The 17,313-nt window shown below is 72.4% G+C and carries 15 protein-coding genes; 4 read left to right on the forward strand and 11 right to left on the reverse strand.

Features of this window, described 5'->3' with window-relative positions; genetic code table 11:
* Positions 1–5: 5 nt before the first annotated feature.
* Together DVK44_RS07435 and DVK44_RS07440 are read left to right on the forward strand one after the other, a co-directional pair.
* The gene (locus DVK44_RS07435) at positions 6–1,211 is read left to right on the forward strand and encodes an ABC transporter permease (protein ID WP_114658923.1); all 1,206 of its coding nucleotides are present in this window, start codon (positions 6–8) and stop codon (positions 1,209–1,211) included.
* A 118-nt stretch (positions 1,212–1,329) separates the two neighbouring features.
* The gene (locus tag DVK44_RS07440; protein WP_228447027.1) at positions 1,330–2,613 is read left to right on the forward strand and encodes a M23 family metallopeptidase; all 1,284 of its coding nucleotides are present in this window, start codon (positions 1,330–1,332) and stop codon (positions 2,611–2,613) included.
* A gap of 126 nt (positions 2,614–2,739) precedes the next feature.
* Here DVK44_RS07440 and DVK44_RS07445 read toward each other — a convergent pair whose 3' ends face one another.
* From DVK44_RS07445 to DVK44_RS07475, 7 genes are all read right to left on the reverse strand, one after another.
* Positions 2,740–3,819: an NADase-type glycan-binding domain-containing protein gene (locus DVK44_RS07445; protein ID WP_331461582.1), complete on the reverse strand. Its 1,080-nt coding sequence runs from the start codon at positions 3,817–3,819 to the stop codon at positions 2,740–2,742.
* A 311-nt stretch (positions 3,820–4,130) separates the two neighbouring features.
* Positions 4,131–4,730 carry a phage tail protein gene (locus DVK44_RS07450; RefSeq protein WP_228447578.1) on the reverse strand — a complete coding sequence of 200 codons (600 nt, stop codon included), beginning with the start codon at positions 4,728–4,730 and terminating at the stop codon, positions 4,131–4,133.
* Positions 4,731–4,885: 155 nt separating this feature from the next.
* Positions 4,886–6,844, reverse strand: coding sequence for a putative baseplate assembly protein (locus DVK44_RS07455; RefSeq protein ID WP_114658926.1), 1,959 nt, complete (start codon positions 6,842–6,844; stop codon positions 4,886–4,888).
* Positions 6,844–7,287, reverse strand: a complete 444-nt coding sequence (locus tag DVK44_RS07460; RefSeq protein ID WP_114658927.1) for a GPW/gp25 family protein — start codon at positions 7,285–7,287, stop codon at positions 6,844–6,846. Before DVK44_RS07460 ends, DVK44_RS07455 begins: the two co-directional genes overlap by 1 nt.
* Positions 7,287–9,185, reverse strand: a complete 1,899-nt coding sequence (locus DVK44_RS07465; protein ID WP_114658928.1) for a VgrG-related protein — start codon at positions 9,183–9,185, stop codon at positions 7,287–7,289. Before DVK44_RS07465 ends, DVK44_RS07460 begins: the two co-directional genes overlap by 1 nt.
* The gene (locus tag DVK44_RS07470) at positions 9,185–9,907 is read right to left on the reverse strand and encodes a CIS tube protein (RefSeq protein ID WP_114658929.1); all 723 of its coding nucleotides are present in this window, start codon (positions 9,905–9,907) and stop codon (positions 9,185–9,187) included. The genes DVK44_RS07465 and DVK44_RS07470 overlap by 1 nt, the downstream gene beginning before the upstream one ends.
* A gap of 3 nt (positions 9,908–9,910) precedes the next feature.
* On the reverse strand, positions 9,911–10,348 hold the full coding sequence (locus DVK44_RS07475) for a phage tail protein (RefSeq protein ID WP_114658930.1): 438 nt from the start codon (positions 10,346–10,348) through the stop codon (positions 9,911–9,913).
* A gap of 250 nt (positions 10,349–10,598) precedes the next feature.
* Between DVK44_RS07475 and DVK44_RS36275 the strand changes: the two genes are divergently transcribed.
* Together DVK44_RS36275 and DVK44_RS36280 are read left to right on the forward strand one after the other, a co-directional pair.
* The gene (locus DVK44_RS36275; RefSeq protein WP_162793694.1) at positions 10,599–12,314 is read left to right on the forward strand and encodes a hypothetical protein; all 1,716 of its coding nucleotides are present in this window, start codon (positions 10,599–10,601) and stop codon (positions 12,312–12,314) included.
* A 72-nt stretch (positions 12,315–12,386) separates the two neighbouring features.
* Entirely contained in the window at positions 12,387–12,620 is a 234-nt protein-coding gene (locus tag DVK44_RS36280) for a hypothetical protein (RefSeq protein WP_162793696.1), read from the forward strand.
* Positions 12,621–14,292: 1,672 nt separating this feature from the next.
* Here DVK44_RS36280 and DVK44_RS36680 read toward each other — a convergent pair.
* From DVK44_RS36680 to DVK44_RS07500, 4 genes are all read right to left on the reverse strand, one after another.
* The gene (locus DVK44_RS36680; protein WP_181957422.1) at positions 14,293–14,451 is read right to left on the reverse strand and encodes a DUF6760 family protein; all 159 of its coding nucleotides are present in this window, start codon (positions 14,449–14,451) and stop codon (positions 14,293–14,295) included.
* Positions 14,448–14,930, reverse strand: coding sequence for a hypothetical protein (locus tag DVK44_RS07490; protein ID WP_114658933.1), 483 nt, complete (start codon positions 14,928–14,930; stop codon positions 14,448–14,450). Before DVK44_RS07490 ends, DVK44_RS36680 begins: the two co-directional genes overlap by 4 nt.
* Positions 14,930–15,373, reverse strand: coding sequence for a phage tail protein (locus DVK44_RS07495; protein ID WP_114658934.1), 444 nt, complete (start codon positions 15,371–15,373; stop codon positions 14,930–14,932). Before DVK44_RS07495 ends, DVK44_RS07490 begins: the two co-directional genes overlap by 1 nt.
* A gap of 122 nt (positions 15,374–15,495) precedes the next feature.
* A complete protein-coding gene (locus DVK44_RS07500; protein WP_114658935.1) occupies positions 15,496–17,118 on the reverse strand; it encodes a phage tail sheath family protein in 1,623 nt (540 codons plus the stop codon).
* Between the last annotated feature and the right edge of the window lie 195 nt (positions 17,119–17,313).

Consider the following 17,313-nt stretch of genomic DNA (forward strand, 5'->3'; position numbering starts at 1 on the left):
CCTGGATGGACCCCCGGGATCTGTGGGCGGAGGCGCTCGCGGGCGTCCTCGCCCGGCCCGTACGGTCGGCGCTGACCACGCTCGGCACGGTGCTCGGCATCACGACGCTGGTGATCACGATCGGGGTGGCGGCCACGGCGGGCAATCAGATCGTCGGCCGGTTCGACGCGCTCACCGCGACCTCGGTGACGGTGAAGGTGCCGGCCCCGGCGCCGGGTTCGGAGGACTCCGGCCCCCTGGTGCCCTGGTCGGGGACCGAGGCGGTCGGGCGGCTCGCCGGGGTGGAGTCGGTCGCGGCGCTCGGTGACTCCCCCGCGACCAACAGCGTGCGGGTACGGTCCAACGACGTCAACGCGCCCGGCGACACCTCCGGCCAGACCCTGGCCGTACTCGCCGCCTCGGAGGGCGTACCGGCGGGTGTACGCGGACGGATGACCGCGGGGCGGTTCTTCGACGCGGGCAATGTGGCGCGCCACGACCAGGTGGCGGTGCTCGGGGACCAGGCGGCGAAGCTGCTCGGCATCAGCCGGGTGGAGGACTCCCCCGCGGTGTTCTTCAAGGGACAGTCGTACACGGTCATCGGTGTTCTCGGCGGCATGAAGCGCGAACAGCGGCTGTCCACCGCCGTGTTGCTGCCGTCCACGACGGCCGGGGACCGCCTCGGGCTGCGGAACGTCACCCACGTACTGATCAACACCGCGCTCGGCGCGGCCCAGCAGGTGGCCCGCCAGGCACCGATCGCGCTGGCCCCCGGGCATCAGGATTCCCTCAACGTGTCGGCCCCCGCGGACCTGTCCAAGGCCCGTGACAACGTCGAGAGCGATGTGAACGGCCTCTTCCTCGTCCTGGGCCTGGTGTCCCTGGTCGTAGGGGCCATCGGCATCGCCAACGTCACACTGGTGACCGTCATGGAACGCGTCGGGGAGATCGGCCTGCGCCGCGCCCTGGGCGCGTCCCGGCGCCAGGTCGCCGGCCAGTTCCTGCTGGAGTCGACGACGATCGGCCTGCTCGGCGGCGTGGTGGGCGCGGCCCTGGGCATCGCGGTGGTGGTGGCCGTGGCCGTCACCAAGGAGTGGACACCGGTCCTCGACCTGACCCTCGCCTTCGGCGCCCCCCTGGCCGGCGCCCTGGTCGGCCTGATAGCCGGCCTCTACCCATCCCTCCGAGCCGCCCGCATGGAACCGGTCGACGCCCTGCGCGCCCCCTCATGACCGGGCCCGGCCGCGTGCATCTCCCTTTGCGGGCAACCGCTTTGGGACCTCAGCGGCGGATTCACACTCCTCCGGACCGCCGCGAGAGCCGTCGAACAGTAGTGGCATAGTGAGACCCGTGAGGATCCCTGGCTGGATGGTGCCGGTCATCGCCGTGGTCGTGATTACGCCGATATCGATCGGGGTCGGGGCCGTCATGCTCGGCACCTTCGACGACAGTGAGGCGGCCGACGCGAATATCTCCGCGTCGAGCGACACGGAGCTGAAGCCGGGCGATGTGGGTGTGCCCGTGGTGTACGCGAAGCTCATACGCGACGCCGCGGCCGGGTGTGCCGACAAGGCGCTCACCGCGCCTGTGCTGGCAGCGCAGTTGAAGCACGGGAGCAACTTCAATCCGCGGGCCCGGTCCATCGCGCTGGACGGTTCGGACGGGTCGGGCGGGGGCGGCGAGCAGTCGCTGACGGATCCGCGGACCGAGGAAGAGAAGGCGGCGGACGGCCGGAAGGACGGGGAACTTCTCGAAGAGGAAACCGCGTCCGGTGAGAGCGTCTCCAGTGACAGTCCAACGCCGGATGACGAGGCGTCGGGTAGTGAGTCGTCGGGTAGCGAGGCGTCGGGGAATGAGCTGCCCCAAGGGACCCCCGCCGACCGGCCCGTCACCCGGGGCATCGCGCAGTTCTCCGACGCCGACTGGGCCGTCGACGGGATCGACGGCAACAAGGACGGTGTCAAGGACATCCTCGACCCGGCCGACGCCATACCGTCCCTGGGCAAGAAGATGTGCGCGCTCCTGCGGACCGCGAAGGAGCACACCGACTACCGCGGCGCCCCGCTGGAGATGGCCCTGGCGGGCTATCACGCGGGCTGGAAGACCGTCGAGAAGTACGGCGGCGTGCCGCGCGCGACCGGGGCCGACGAGGAGACGTACCAGTACGTCAAGGCCGTGCTGAAGTACGCCGCCCAGATGGTCGTGCCGGCCGGCGGCGCCGCCGTCTCCGGCGGCTGGACGCTGCCCGTCCAGGGGCCGGCCGGCACCCCGTACCACCAGCGCGGCTCCTCCTGGTCCACCGGGCTGCACACCGGCGTCGACTTCGTCGTCCCCAGCGGTACGGCGGTCAAGGCGATCGGCCCCGGCGAGGTCGTCACGGCCGGGGCGGGCGGCGACTACGGCAATCAGGTCGTCATCCGCCACGAGGACGGCACGTACAGCCAGTACGCCCATCTCTCCCAGGTGAAGGCCGTCGTCGGCCAGAGCGTCCTGGGCGGCGCGCTCATCGGCTGGTCCGGCGCGACCGGCAACGTCACGGGGCCGCATCTGCACTTCGAGATACGCACCGGGCCCGCGTTCGGCTCCGACATCCCCCCGATCCCGTATCTGCGCGCCAAGGGCCTGATCAGCTGAGGAAGTGTGGCCGCGAGCCCGCCCGCAGACGGAAACCGCCTCCCCAACAGGGCCTCGGGCGAGGTCCGTTGGGGAGGCGGGCGGGCGGGGTGCGGTCCACCGCCGGGCGCTAGGCGCCGCTGAACACTACGTGCCGCTGGTCGTCGCGCGGGTGAAGAACTCGATCTCGGCTATCGAGACCTGCTTGTCGTCGCCCACGTTGAACGCCGAGCGGATGACGAAGCGGACGCTGATGACGTTCTGCGCCCGGAACTTCCGCCGCTGGGGCCCGCTGACCTGGTCGAGCTTGATGTGGCGCGTGACCTTCTTCCCGTCGGACGTGGTGATGATCGCGTCCATCCGGTGCGGCAGCGCGGCCTCCGCGAGGTCGGGCGCCTTGGTGGAGATGCCGGACGTGATGAGGATGTCCAGCAGCCGGGTGGGCTCCTTGAAGCCCGCCTCGACCCACTCGCCCTCGGCGTCGCCCGAGATCCCGGGGCCCCACCAGCTGTTGTTGACCTTGTCGAAGAGCAGCTTCGGCGGGTGGTTGCCGAAGGAACGCGACGCCGCCGCGGAGTCCGGGGTGATCTGGGCCCGCTTCGCGAAGTGGTCGCGGGCCGCGTTCCACGCCGTACCGACGTTGAACGCCGCGTAGATCACCAGCACGAGCGCGAGACCGTACGCGACCCACGTGAAGATACGGCCGATCCCCCGGCGCAGCTTCGGGCGGTCGCCCGCCCACGGCACCGGGCCCTCGCCGAAGCTCCAGATCCGGCGCCACCAGGGGAGCGGGGCCTCCGGAACGCCGGGGCGATCCGCGAGGGACATACCGCAGCGCCGGCAGAAGTGCCGGTCGGGGCGGTTGCCGACCTGGCACCAGGGGCACGGCGGGCCGGTCTCCTCGGTCTGATCGCCGCCGGGCGCCTGGACGCGCGGGCGGGGCGCGGCGGGCATGCCGGGGAGGACCGGGGCGACGTCCGGGGCCGGGGGCGCGGCGGCGCGCTGGTCGGCGACCGGTACGAGCAGCGCCCTGGCCCGCGCGCTCGCGTCCGAGTCGGCGGAACCCGAGGCCCCGGAGGACCCGGAGGACCCGGCGGACGCGGACGCCGCCGGGGAAGCGTCCGCCGGGGGGATGACCACCGGCGGGAACGTGGGCAGGGTGTCGGCCTCGTCCAGCTCCGGATCCGGCGCGTCGGCGCGTACGGGCTCACGCGCGGGCTCGCGCACCGGCTCACGTACGGGCTCGCGCGCCGGTTCGCGCGCCGAGTCCGGCCTCCGCGCATCGGCATCGGCATCGGCATCGGCATCCGCGTCGGCCGACGCGTCGTCCGAAGCGCTCGCACCCGGCTTGCTCGCGCCCGATGTACTCGCACTCCGTTCCTGTGTGTCCGGGGTCCAGCTCAGTACCGCGCCGCAGCCGTCGCAGAACGACTGCCCCGGGGTCGGCCGCGTACCGCACTCTGCGCAGTGACGTGCCTTGTTCCCCCCGTCGCCGCCCGCGGAAGCGGGTGGCGTGGAGGGGGAAGCCTGCTGACTGGTCACCTGTCGGAAGTCCTTTCGGCTGCGGTCACCTGGACCGTGTAAGGCATATGGGCGGGGCGGGCTGCCGCGACAAGGCGGTCCAGCCGGTGCTCGGCTGCGGGGCCGGGGTCCGGCAGCCGTACGGTGACATGCAGACGCGGGCGGGCCTCGCCGGGGACCGGGCCCAGGGGCCTGGCGTCCCAGGTGGCCGCGCCGCTCTCGGTGATCTCGGGTTCCACGCCGAAGGCGAGCCGTACCGCCTCGGCCAGTCCGCGCCGGGTGCCGCGGATACGGTGCAGCCGTACGGCGGCGGTCACCGCCGCGCGCATCGCGACCGTCGCCTCGGTGTCGTCGGGGTGGCCGGTGCCCGGCGCGGCGAGCGGGGACTTCGCGAGGTCCGGGCCGCCGGATCCCACGGCGTACCCGGCGGTGTCGGGCCCTTCGGTCCCGGCGCCCACCCAGTCGCCGAGCCAGCGGGTGAAGTCCGCGGGCGCGAGCGACGGCTTGAAGTAGGCGTCCAGGCAGTCGAGCACGTTGTGGAGCGGCGCGAGGACCTCGTCGAGCCCCGCGACGAAGCGCTGGGCGAGATCGTCGTCGGCGAACACGGCGGGCAGCATCACGCCCAGCGGGGCCGAGGAGCCGAGGCCGTCGATGGAGCCGCGCCTGCTCGCGCTCACCTGCCCACGCGCGTTCCCGCTGCCGCTCCCGCCGTTCCCGTAACCGCCCTTCCCGTACCCGCCGTTGCCGCTCCCGCCCGTACTCCCGTACGCGCTCATGACGCGTCCCCAATCACCCGGACACGGTGGTCGAACGAGAAGACCAGCGCGGGCGGCTGGAGATCGATCCGCTCGGTGGGGTCGCCGCGCTTGCCGCTCAGCGGGTCGGCGGGGTGCAGCAGCACCTCGTCCACCAGCTCGACGCCGGGCACCCGCTGGAGCACCGCGAAGACCTCGCCCGCCTGCACCGGGCGCCCGAAGGGCCAGCCCGTGCCGTGCGCCCCGCCGGTCAGCGGGTCGAGGTGGCGGTACAGGGCGTCGTGCGCCTCCCGCCTGACCCGGTCGGTGTCCGTACCGCGGAAGGCGTGCACGGTCGCGACGACGGTCACCCCCTGGTAGAACGGCGGGCCGACGGCCAACCGGGTCCCGATCAGGCGCCGTTCGTCCAGGAAGCGGGTGATCCGGCCCAGCATCTCGTCGCCCGGGACGAGCTGCTCGAAGCGCAGCCGGCCGCCCGGGTCGGAGACCGCCTGCGGCACGACCAGCACCCGTACGGCATGCGCGCCGTGCTCGTCCGGCTCGGCCGCCAGACAGGTGATACGGGCGGTCTCGGGCGCCGCGCGCCGCGCCAGCTCCTCGTAGTCCCGCAGGGTCACGGCCCGGTCCTGCGCGCTGAGCGCGATGGGCGCCCTGCGCTTCGCCTCCTGGACGGTCTCGCCGTCGACCCCGCCGCGCGCGGCCTCCCGGTTGACGACATCGGAGACGTACGGGACGGAGTCGCGCAGCACCTGGATGGCGCCCCGGGCGACATTGCCGGCCTTTCCGCCGCCCGTACGGTAGAGACGGGCCCGGATGGGCGCGCCCTTGGGCGGGACCGCGCCGTACTGGCGCAGGGTGCCGTCCTGTTCGCGTACGGACGGGCCGAAGGCGATCTCGCCGGTGGCCGCGTCCAGGGTGATGTGCCGGTCGTTGGGGCCGGAGGCGGCGAAGTGGCCGACGGTCTGCCAGTTGATCCAGCCGTCGCGCTCGGCGACCTGGAGCACCAGGGGCCGCGGGCCGCCGACGACGGGGCTGTGGGCCAGCCGCAGCCGGTGGCCGGGCAGCCCGGTGGACTCCCCGAGGGCCTCGTCCCGCACGGTCTCGGCGTGGACCACCCCGGTGGTGCCGCCGATGCTGAACGCCTCGGCGGAGCGGATGGTGGGCGAGGTGGTGTAGAACGGCTGGTCCTGGGCCGGTTCGGTGACCACACAGCGCAGCCAGCCCGCCTCGCGCCGCCCTGCGCGGGAGAGCGCGTGACCGCCGGGGACATGCAGCACGACCTCACCGGGGCGGTTGAGCCCGCCGGTGGTGTCCCGCTCGACCTCGCAGGTCACCCAGCCGTCGGCCGTCCACGCCTCCCAGGTCAGCGGGGGCTGCCGGGGGTCGACACCGACACCGTCCACCTGGCTGTCCAGCTCCAGGACGACCACACACTCCGGTACGGCGGCGCTGAGCCCGAACAGCATGCGGTCGCCGGGCCGCGGGGACTCCGTGAAGCAGTGCACGTCCTTGGACTCGGCGAGGTCCGCGGTACGGTCGACGGCCTCCTCACCGGTCCGCTGGACCACCAGCGCCGACAACTCGCACGGTACGACGGTGAGTTCGCGCTCGGTGGCGAAGACCACCGCGTCCTCGGTCTGGGTGCGGGCGGTGGCGACCTCGGTGCCCGTCGCCAGCACCACGGGCTGCCGCTGCGGCGCCGACAGCCAGAACGTGACATCGGCGCGCGCGGCGGACGGCGGGAAGAGGGTGATCCCGATGAGGTCCAGGAACGCGAGATGGTTCTTCTCGGGCACCCGGTTGAGCCGGTAGACGATCTGGTCGGCCATGTGGGCGACCGTCTCGACCAGGGTCACCCCCGGGTCGGAGACGTTGTGGTCGGTCCATTCGGGGGCGCGCTGCTGGATATAGCGCTTGGCGTCGTCGACGAACTGCTGGAAGCGCCGGTCGTCGAGGTTCGGGGAGGGCAGGGCCATCAGCGGTCGCTTCCAAAGTGCTCGTCGGACGTGCCGGACCCCTCGGGCCCGTCGTGGGAGGGGATCACGTAGAACGGGAAGACCAGGCTGCGCGGGTTGTTGGTCCCCGTGATCGAGTAGCGGACATCGATGAAGAGGACGCCCTGTTCGTCGCCCGCGGAGACTACAACGTCATCCACCTCGATGCGCGGCTCCCAGCGGTCCAGACAGCTGTGGACCTCGTGCTGGATCCGGCCCGCGGTGGCCTCGTTGACCGGTGCGAAGACCATGTCGTGGATGGCGCAGCCGAATTCGGGGCGCATCGGCCGCTCGCCGGGCGCGGTGGACAGGACGAGCCGGATGGCCTCCTCGACCTCGCGGTCCCCGCTGACCATGGCGATCCCGCCGGTGGGACTGATGCGCAGCGGGAACGCCCAGCCGGAGCCGACGAACTGTTCCGCCATCAGATACCCCCAATCGTCAGCACCGGCTTCAGGTTGGAGGTGAGGAGTCCGGTGGACTTGATCGTGGCCGCCTGGAGGCCGATGTTGATGGCCGCGGTCATCTGGAGGGAGACCCCGGCGGTGAACGACATGGCCGCGCCGGCCGTCATACCGAGGGCGCCGCCCGTCTTCACGGAGAGCATGCTCGCCGCGTTGATGTTCATCGGTCCGCCGCTGCGGATCGTCAGGGAGCCCACCGCGTTGAGCGAGAGGTTGCCGCCCGCGTTGATGGCCACGGCGCCGCTCCCCCGGATGGACACCTTTCCCTTGCTGTCGATGACGATCTCGGTCTTCGTCCGGTCCAGTTTGATGGTGAGCCGGTCGTCGCCGGTGGCGAGCCGCACCCCGCGCTGGAGGCCGACGCTCTGGTCGAGCAGGTCGAGCCGGTTCTTGCTACGGTCGGAGAGGGTACGCCGGGTGACCTTGCCGCGCGTCGCGTCGTACACCGGCACATCGCCGGGGTCCGGCTTGTCGACGCCGTTGTAGAGGCCGCCGATGACATACGGGTGGTCCAGGGCGCCGCGGTCGAACGCCACCAGCACCTCGTCGTCGACGTCCGGGCTGATGATGCCGCCGCCCTTGACCCCGCCGAACTGGACCGTACGCGTCCAGTCGCTGACGTACATGTCGTCCAGCCACGGGAACTTCAGCTTGACCCTGCCCTGCTCCTTCGGGTCCTTGATGTCGGTGACCAGGGCGTTGGCGACGCTCGGCAGCCTGGCCGAACTCCCGCCGCCACCGGAGGTGAGCCCGTACAGCGAACGCCACTGGCGCCCGCTGACGTTCATGAACGTCTGGTAGTGCTCCTGGTCGCCGAAGGTGTGGCGCGCGGCCGTGACCGTGTACTTGCCCTCGAACGGCTTTCCCACGTCCTGGAGGGTGACGGCGACGCCGGGGCGCAGTTCGGTGTTGCCGTGCGCCGTGACCTCCACCTCGGCGAAGGAGGCGGTCACATCGTCCGCCAGTGACTCGGCCGCGAGCCTGACCTCGTCCAGGGTGTCGTAGGGCGTGTCGGTCTCGACGAGTTCGGCCTTGCCGAACTTCTTGGACACCGCGGCCGGTGTCGTACCGATCTCCAGGCCCGGATTGTCGTTGGCGGGAACCTTGTTGATGAGGGACTGCTTGGTGGTGACGTTCCAGCCGCGCACCGCGACCTCGGCCACCTGGTCGGCCGAGGTGACGGCCGCGCGGCAGCGGGTGATCTCCTCGCCGCCCTTCAGGACGATCCCGCTCTTCCCGCCCGACGCGCGCGGCCCGGTCGGCGCGCCCGGCGGGATCGGCGCGGGAGCGGTGGCCGCCCGCTTCCGCTTGACGAACTGGAACAGCCCCTTCGAGTTGATGGACATCACCATCTCGTTCTCGTCCGCGAGGCGTTGGACGAAGTCCCAGTCGGTGACATTGGCCTGGCTGATGAACTCGTAGTGGCCCTTGGTCGTCTGGGTCTCACCGATCGGGACGCCGCTCTTGCGCGCCAGCTCGACCGCGATCTCGGTGGCGGTCTTGTTCTTGTACGCGGCGACCCGGCGCTGCCGGAGCATCCGGTGGCCCCGGTCGTAGCCGCGGATGACGGTGAACGTACCGGTGGCGTCGTAGTCGGTCTCCAGCGCGGTGACCTCGGCGGTGATCAGCGGTGTGCCCTGGCCGTCCGAGAGGGGCGCGATGATCACGGGAACGCCGATCTCGACGCCCAGCTTGGCGAGGACGTCCTTCTTGCTGTCGCGGAAGGTGAGCTGGAACGCGCCGGGCACCCCGGCGCCGAAGTCGACCCAGCCTCCCACCAGTTTCTTGTCCTCCGGGGACTTGAGCGGGCTGCCGGCGATGTTCACCGTGAGGATGTTGGAGAAACCGATATCGGCCATCAGATGCCGACCTCTTCCGCGGCGGGAAGCATCAGCTCGATACCGGGCGTCAGCACCTTCGGGTCGTCGATGTCGTTGGCCTCTGCGATCGTGCGCCACGCGGTGGCGTCCCCGTACTCGCGCCAGGCCAGCAGCTGGAGCGAGTCGCCCGCCACGACCCGGTGCACCCGGCGGGTGGTGAGCGCGCCGGAGGTGGGGTTCTGGCCGAGGGTGCTGCTCGGGATCTCGTGCAGATTCACCTGACAGGTGGCGCGGATCGGCATCCCGTTGGTGTTGAAGAGGGTGTACGAGGCTTCCACGGAGCTGACGTACGCGTTGAAGCGGGCGGTGGAGAAGGCGCCCCACTCGAAGACCACCCACGGGGTCGACGGCTGCTTCGCCGCGATACTGGCGGCGGTCGTCTCGCAGCAGGAGAAGAGCGCTTCGACGTTCTTGCGCACATCGTTGCTGTCCGGGTCGGTCGAGCGGTCGAGGAAGATCTCCACCGTCATCTCCCGGGGCTCGGGCCCCATGAACTCCGGGACCGCGCCGTCGCGCACGGCGGCGGTGGGTGTGGTCTTCCACAGGGCCCTGCGGGACAGCGACATCTGCGCCGGGTTGAAGTCGAAGTTGAACATCTTCATCAGCGCACCCGGGGTGGTGCTGCTGCCGATCGGCGGCTGGTGGATGGCGAGCGTCGCCTTGACCAGGCTGTCGCCCACGCCGAAACTGCTGAGGCTCATCGGTTACGCCACCCCCGCGTCCGTGAAACCGTGATGGGCGATCTCCAGCACCTCGGTCGCCACGGCGGGGCTCGCCGGGTCGAAGGAAGGACCGCGCCAGCTCACCGGGAGCACATCGATCAGCCCCCACTGGGCGACGATCGAGCCGTTGGCGCGCAGCGCGGCAATCTGCCCCGTGGGCCGGGACACCCCGGTCGTGACGGAGGAGATCCACTCCGCCACCTTCGAGGTCTCGTCGGTGAGGGGCCGGGTCAGTGTGATGTTGGAGAAGGTGACGCGGGTGGGCAGCTGCCAGACGAAGCCGTTGTTGCCGCCCTCCTGCCGCTGCTCGATCTCGACCCGGGAGGAGAGTCCTTCACAACCGTTGAAGTTGCCCAGGCTCTCACCGTCGATGGTGAGGTGGAAGAAGATGGTGGAGCCTGCGTCAAGTTCCTGGGGCATCAGGTGGTGCCTTCCTGCGGTTCCACATGCGGTTGGTCGGGATGGTTCGGTCGCGGGCCTGCGGGGCCGGTCAGTGGCGCGGTGCCCGCGTCCGTGCCGGTGTCCGTGCCGGTGTCGTCAATGGCGGGGGTCGCGCAGCTTGCCGACCCGCTCGCGGTCGAGCCGCAGCTCGGTGCGGAGCAACCGGGTCAGCGGTCCGACCAGCCGGTGGACCAGCTCAGCCATCTGGTCCTCCTGCAACTCACGGGGCTTGAACTGGCTGGTCACGGACGGCGGGGGCGGACCCGACGAGCCTCCGCCCGACGAGAAGTCGGCCACCGGCGGCGGTGCGCTCCCGCCGGATCCCCGGGCGCCGCCGCCTCCGCCGCCCTTCCGCTGCACCGCGACGGACGTGCCGCGCAGCGGCGTCGACAGCGATGCCGGGGCCGGTGCCTTCCTCTGCGCCTGCATCTGTGTCTGCCTCTGCGCCTGCGCGGATGTGGCGGCGGGTGTCGCGGCCGGGGTCGCGGGCGCCCGCTGCACGGGAAGCGCCACGGCCGGAGCGGGCCCGGCGGGCGCGAGGGACACGACAGGGCTGCTCGCGGCAGGACGCACGGCAGGGCTCGCGGCAGGGCTTACGGCGGAACTCACGGCGCGCGCGGCCTCAGGGACACCGGAAGCGCCCCTCACCGGCGTACGGGTGAGACCGGACGGGGTACGCGGCGCCGACACGGGCGCCGAAGCGGGCGGCGTCGCGGACACGGAGCGCTGGACAACGGGGAAGGCTTCGGCCACACCGCTGAACCGGGCTCCCTCGTTGCCGAGTTGTACGGGCGCGGTGCCCATGACGGGGGCGTCCACGGCGCGGGGGGCCGTGGACGGAGACGTACGGACGGCGACGGGCGCCGCCGACGACGAAGCCGAGGCCGAGGCCGAGGCCGACACGGAACGCTGTACGGCGTGCCCGGGAGCGCCGACCGCACCGGCGGCCGTGGACGCGGCCGTGGACGCGGCGGTGGCCGTAGCCGCACCGCTCGCGGAAGCTGTGGCGGCGGTCCCCACACGACGGAGACGCACGGCGGCCGGAGCGGCCGGAGCAGCCGGGGCGGTCGAAGCATGGGCGGCGGTCCGGACCGTCGGGGCGTTCATCCCCGTGGGCGCGGAGGCAGGAGACCGTACGGCCCCTTGGGCGCCACGAACGCCCGGGAGCACGGCAGCCCCGGGAGCGGCGGCCCGCTGCACGGAAGCCCGAGAGGCGGCGGCCACGGGCGCGGGGGCGGAGGCCGGGGCCGCGGACTGCCGGCCCGCCCGGGACGGCGAGGTGAACCCGGCGGCCGTCACCGGCCGCGAGGAACCCACCAGCGGGGCGGCCTGCAGCGACCGTGACACCGACACCACCGGCGCGTCGGCGGACGACAGGGTTACGGCGGACGACCGCCCGGCGGACGGCACGGCACGCGACGGAGCCACGGGAGCGCCGCCGGCCGGGGCAGCCGGGGTGGCGGTGCCGGGGGCGGAGGACTGGGGCAAGGTACCGGGCGGTGTGCGGTCGAGGGACGCGCGCTGCACCGGCAGAGCACCGACGGAACGGCCCGGTCCGGACACGTCGTTCACCACGGGCCGCACCGGCTCACCGGCCACGGCCCCGGGCACGGTCCCGGAGGCAGGACGGTCACCGACCATGGGCACCGACCGCGTGGAAGCCGCTGGAGAAGCCACTGGAGGAGCGGCCGGAGGAACAACCGGAGCCGCTTCCGGCCGCCGCGTCGACCCGGTCGGCGCCGCTGCCCGCTGCACCGGCAACGCGCCGACCGAACGCCCCGGTTCCGACGCGGATACGGAGGGAGTCACGGAGGGAGGCGCACCACCGGTGACGCGCGGAGCGGCAGGCGCCGGACCGGGCGCGGCGTTCACACGCGCCGGGGCAGCAGGGGCACGCGCAGGGGATCCGGAAGGACCGGAGGAGCCGGAAACCGCAGGAAGCTGAGGGGAGTTGAGGGGTACGACGACCGAAGCGGCCGGACCGGCGGAACCGGAACCGGAGGCAGGACCACCCCCCGTGCTCGACGGCCCGCTCCCACTCGACGGCCCGCTCCCACTCGGTGACGCGCCGCCACTCGGTGACGCGCCCCCCGAAGCGTCGCTCCGCTGTACGGGCAAGGCCGGTGCGGCTGCGGGGCCGGTGGCCGATCCGGTGGCGAGCGGCGCGGCGGGAGCGGCAGGCGCGGCGGACCCCTGCGCGGGCCGAACGTGCGGCCGTACGGACGGAGCCGCCGGAGTGCTCGGCTGCTGACCGGCCGCCGCCGAGCGCTGTACGGGGGCAGTGCCGCCCGGGGCCGTGGCACCGGGCGCGCGCTGCGCCGTCGGCCGCGCCGCACGGGGCAGCGGCGGGGGCACCGGCGGGGGCACCGCCGGAGCACCGGCGGGCCCGCTCAACGGAGCGCCCAGCCGGGGCCGGGCCGGCCGCTGTCCAGCACTGGAGCCAGGCACAACGGCTCCCGGCGTACCGGCTCCCGGCATACCGGCACCGGGCACAGCGGCTCCGGGCGTAACGGTTCGGGACGTACCCGGCCCCAACGCTCCGGCCCGGGGCGCGACGGCCCCCGGTCCGGCCGCCGATGCCCTCTGCACGGACGGTGTTCCGCGCCGGCCGCCGTCGGCCGCACGCGCCTGCCCGGCAGCGCCCGCCGGAGGCGTTCCGGGCGTCGCCGGTGCCTGCGCGGACGGCCGTACGACGGGAGCGGCGATGCCCTGACGGGGCCGTACCGGCGGCGGCGAAGCCGGTGCGGCCGGCGGAACCACCGGCCCTGCCACGGGAGGCCCGAGCAGCGGGCGGTCCCGGCGCGGGGCGTCCGCCGGTCCCGCCGCCTCCCGGCCGGGAGCACTCACCGCACGGCGCTGTACGGGGAACGACGAGGCCGGAGCCGACGGAGTCCGGTCCGAAGCGGTCCTGCCCGGGGCGACCGGGGCAACCGCATCCGCCCCACCCGCCTTACCGGGCACACCGGGCGGCGGGCCGGACGGAGCCGGCGGCATCGCCTTGGGCGCACCCGTAGGACCCGGCCGCCGGGGGCCCGGAGGCACGATCCGCGCGGAGCCTCCCGGAGGGCCGTCCTGGCCCCCCTCGGGGCGCCGCACCGGAGGAGTGGCCGCCGGCGCAACGGCGGACCTCTGGACGGCGGCAGAAGCCGCCGGAGAAGAAGAGGAGGCAGCGGACCGCGCAGACGCAGACGGCGAAGCAGGCGCGGGCGACGGCCCCGACGCCGCCGCAGGCTTGGGCGGCGGCGCCACCGCGGGCTTGGGCGCCGCCACCGCGGCAGCCGCCGGCGCGGGCGCCACCTTGCGCGGCGCCACCGCGGGAAGCACCCTGCGCTGCACCGCGCTCGGCGCGGCGGCCCGCGTCAGCTTCGAGGGCGTGGGGCCAGGACGTGACGGCCGTACGGGAGCGACCCGCGGGCCCTGGGCACGCTGCACCGAAGGCGCCGGGCCATACCCCCGGCCGCCCGCACCGCCCCTTCCCGTACCGTCCGCCGCTTCGCCGTCACCGTTGTCCACGACGGCGACCGGCAGGGAGAGCCTGGCCCCGCCGAGGCCGCCCGGCCGGGATCCCACGGCGGGCGACAGGGCGTCCTTGATGACACCGGTCGGGGCGCTGTCAAGCACGGCGTGCGAGAGCGTCCCGGAGAAGGAGTGGTTCTGCCAAGTGCTCAGCGAACCCGCGAAGTCGGCGGACGCGACCGTGTGCCGTCCCGGCGCCAGCACCGCACGCTGGATCGGCGGCAGACCGGCCCAGCCGAACCCCCCGCCACCGGAAACACTGGAAGCCGCACCCGCACCGGCGGACGCCTCAGGGGCGGGTCCCGGTACCGCACCGTCCCCGCCCCCGGCCGCACTCGGGTCCCGGTCCTGTCCCGGACCCTGATTCCCGCCCCGGCCCCGGCCCTTGAGCCGGTCGATTATCCCCATCACCGCTCCGTCGCAGCACGCGTCACCAAGGTGGCGATCTGTTCGGCGTATCGCCGCCGCTCACGGTGTTCGAGGTCCAGGATGCTCTCCAGGCTCCAGTGGAAGTGGTAGGCGATGTACGCGATCTCCTCGTGGATCCGGTCGGTCGCGTACGTCACGATTCCCCCAGGCGGCTCCCGCCGAGCTCGACCTCGAACGGCTGCTCGCAGTGCGGGCAGGACACACCGGCCCGGGTGTGGCCCTCGGCGTTGACCTGCCGGTAGAAGTCCTGCAAAAAGGCGAGGTCGGAGGCGAACATGTTCTCCACCACCCCGTCGTGCATGTGTTCCACGGTCCCCAGCCGGGTGATGACCCGGCCGAGCAGTACCACCGAGAGATACGCGGGATTCTCCTGCACCCGCAGGTCCCGCAGCGGGACCAGCTCGTCCCGGGCGGTCGCCAGCCGCATCACACCCTCGCGATGCACCGTTCCGTTGTTGTCCACGTACCCGCGCGGCAGCTCGAACGCGAACTCGGTCCGCAACTGCTCTCGTACGGGGGGTGCTTCCGCCGGAACGACGGCCGGGGCCGCCACGTCCGCGAATGCGGAGGTGGCGGCAACGGCGTCGGTGGCGGGCCTGGAAGGTCCGCGGCGCATTACTCGGTGACCAGCTCTTCGTAGACGATCGTGACGGTCTGGGTCATGATGGCGGCCTCGCCCGCCGTCACCGGGGGGTCCACTACCTTGGAGCACCAGGCGTTGCGCAGGTGCTTACGCTTGACCGGGTTGAACTGGTAGTCCATGTAGATGATGCTCGCGTTCTTGCGCGCCGAGGCCATGTCACCGCGCAGCGAGGTTTCGATCCACTCGTCGAACTCCTTGGACTGGTTCGCGCCGCGCGTCAAGGTCGTCTCGCCGGCCTTCTTCACACCGGGCATCTTTTTGATGATCGGCAGGCCGTTCTCCGTGACCTGCGAGTACTCGATGACGTCCTGCTCCATCCCCAGCTCGCCCACGCCGTGGAGGTGCTCGACCATCACGCCGTCGATCTGGAGGCCGAAGTTATGGGTAGTGAGGGCATCGCCCTGCGAGAGAGTCATGAAAGCCGTTCCTTCCACTGATGGGGGGGCCCGCGGGGCCCGTGTCTGTAAGCGAAATCAGATGCGAGTCAAGGGTGTGCGGGAGGACGTGGACCGACCGGTCCTGTCTCCTCCGGCTCGTCCTACTCCTCCAACTCGCCGCTGCCGCCCGAGAACTGCGCCAGCCGGAAGACCACGAACTCGGCGGGCTTGACCGGCGAGACGCCGATCTGGCAGATGACCCGTCCCAGGTCCACCGACTCCGGCGGGTTGGTCTCGGCGTCACACTTCACGTAGTAGGCGTCCTGCGGCGAGGCGCCGAAGAGCGCGCCGCTGCGCCACTCCGTCACCAGGAACGCGGAGATGTTGCGCCTGATCCGGGCCCACAGCGCCTGGTCGTTGGGCTCGAACACGACCCACTGCGTGCCGTTGAGGATCGACTCCTCCAGGTAGTTGAAGTACCTGCGGACGTTGAGGTAGCGCCAGGCCGGGTCGGAGGAGAGGGTGCGCGCACCCCAGACGCGGATGCCGCGGCCGGGGAAGGTGCGGATGCAGTTGACGCCGATCGGGTTGAGCAGGTCCTGCTCGCCCCGGGTGATCTGAAGCTCCAGGTCGACGGCGCCGCGGACGACCTCGTTGGCGGGGGCCTTGTGCACACCGCGCTCGGAGTCGTTACGGGCCCAGATGCCGGCGATGTGACCGCTCGGCGGGATCAGCCGGGTCTGGCCGCCGGCCGGGTCGAAGACCTTGATCCAGGGGTAGTAGAGCGCGGCGTACTTGGAGTCGTAGTTGGACGTCTCCTGGCGCCAGACCCGGATCTGCCGGGCGTTGAGGCCGGGCGGCGGGTCGATGATCGCCAGCCGGTCGCCCATGAGTTCGCAGTGGGCGATCAGACCGAGCTGGACGGCCTTCACGGCCTCCAGGTCGATCGCGCCGCGCTGGTAGGCGGCCATCAGGTCGGGGACGGCGACCATCGAGACCTCGTCCACCGCTTCGAGACCGCCGAAGCCCGTACGGTCCGAGGAGTCGCCCAGGTACTCGGCGATGCCGACCGACTCGGTCTCCACCGGGTCCGGGACCGCGGGGGTCTGCGCGGCGGCGGGCACGGCGAGCGCGACCGTCTGGTTGTCGGGGCGGGCCAGCTGCGAGGCCGCGACCGCCTCCTGCACGGAGATCAGCGCGGAGCGCTCCTTGACCTGCGTGACCACGTAGTTGCGGGCGCTCTTCTTCGCCGAGACGTCAAAGGTCTCGACGGGCTTCGCGCCGTCCTTGACGACCAGCCGGAAACGCTCGGCGGGGCCCTCGCCCTCGGCGTCCGTGACCTCGACGCTGAGCGTGCCGCTCTCGCCGGGCGCGATGGCCGACACCTTGAACGTGCCGAGGGCCTGGGGCGCCCCGGCCGTCAGCGCGGCGGGACCCGTACCGGCGGCGACGGCGGACCGGCCGCGCCGGCCGTCGACCGCGCTGCCGCCCTCGGTCGGCGCGCCCGCCACTCCGCCGGGGGTGCCGCCCACACGGACGACATAGGCGGCGGAACCGCCGTTGTTGAAGAAGCCGTACACCGAGTGAGCCAGGAAGTAGCCGTCGGTGAACTCTCCGAAGGAGGCGACGTACTGGGTCCAGTTGGTGACCAGCGTCGGCTCGTTCAGCGGACCTTCGGGCGCCAGCCCGACGAACGCGGCCACCGAGGTGCCGACCCCCTCGATCGGACGAGAGCCGCTGGCCACTTCTTCCACGTATACGCCCGGCGACAGGTAAGACGGCATGCTCTGCTCTCCTCGGGGTACCAAGACAAGTCCAGAATTCAGCCTCTCGGTCCGAGTGCGGTCAGGTAAACGTCCTCACGTACCTGATCAGGGGCACGGAATATGTCCCTGGGGGCAACTCCCGCGCCCCCGGAGCCACCCCGCCCCTCGCCGCGCCACGGTGTAGCCGGTGCCTGGCGGCGAACGGGCGTTTGC

The organism is Streptomyces paludis, from assembly GCF_003344965.1.
GTDB classification, from domain to species: Bacteria; Actinomycetota; Actinomycetes; order Streptomycetales; family Streptomycetaceae; genus Streptomyces; species Streptomyces paludis.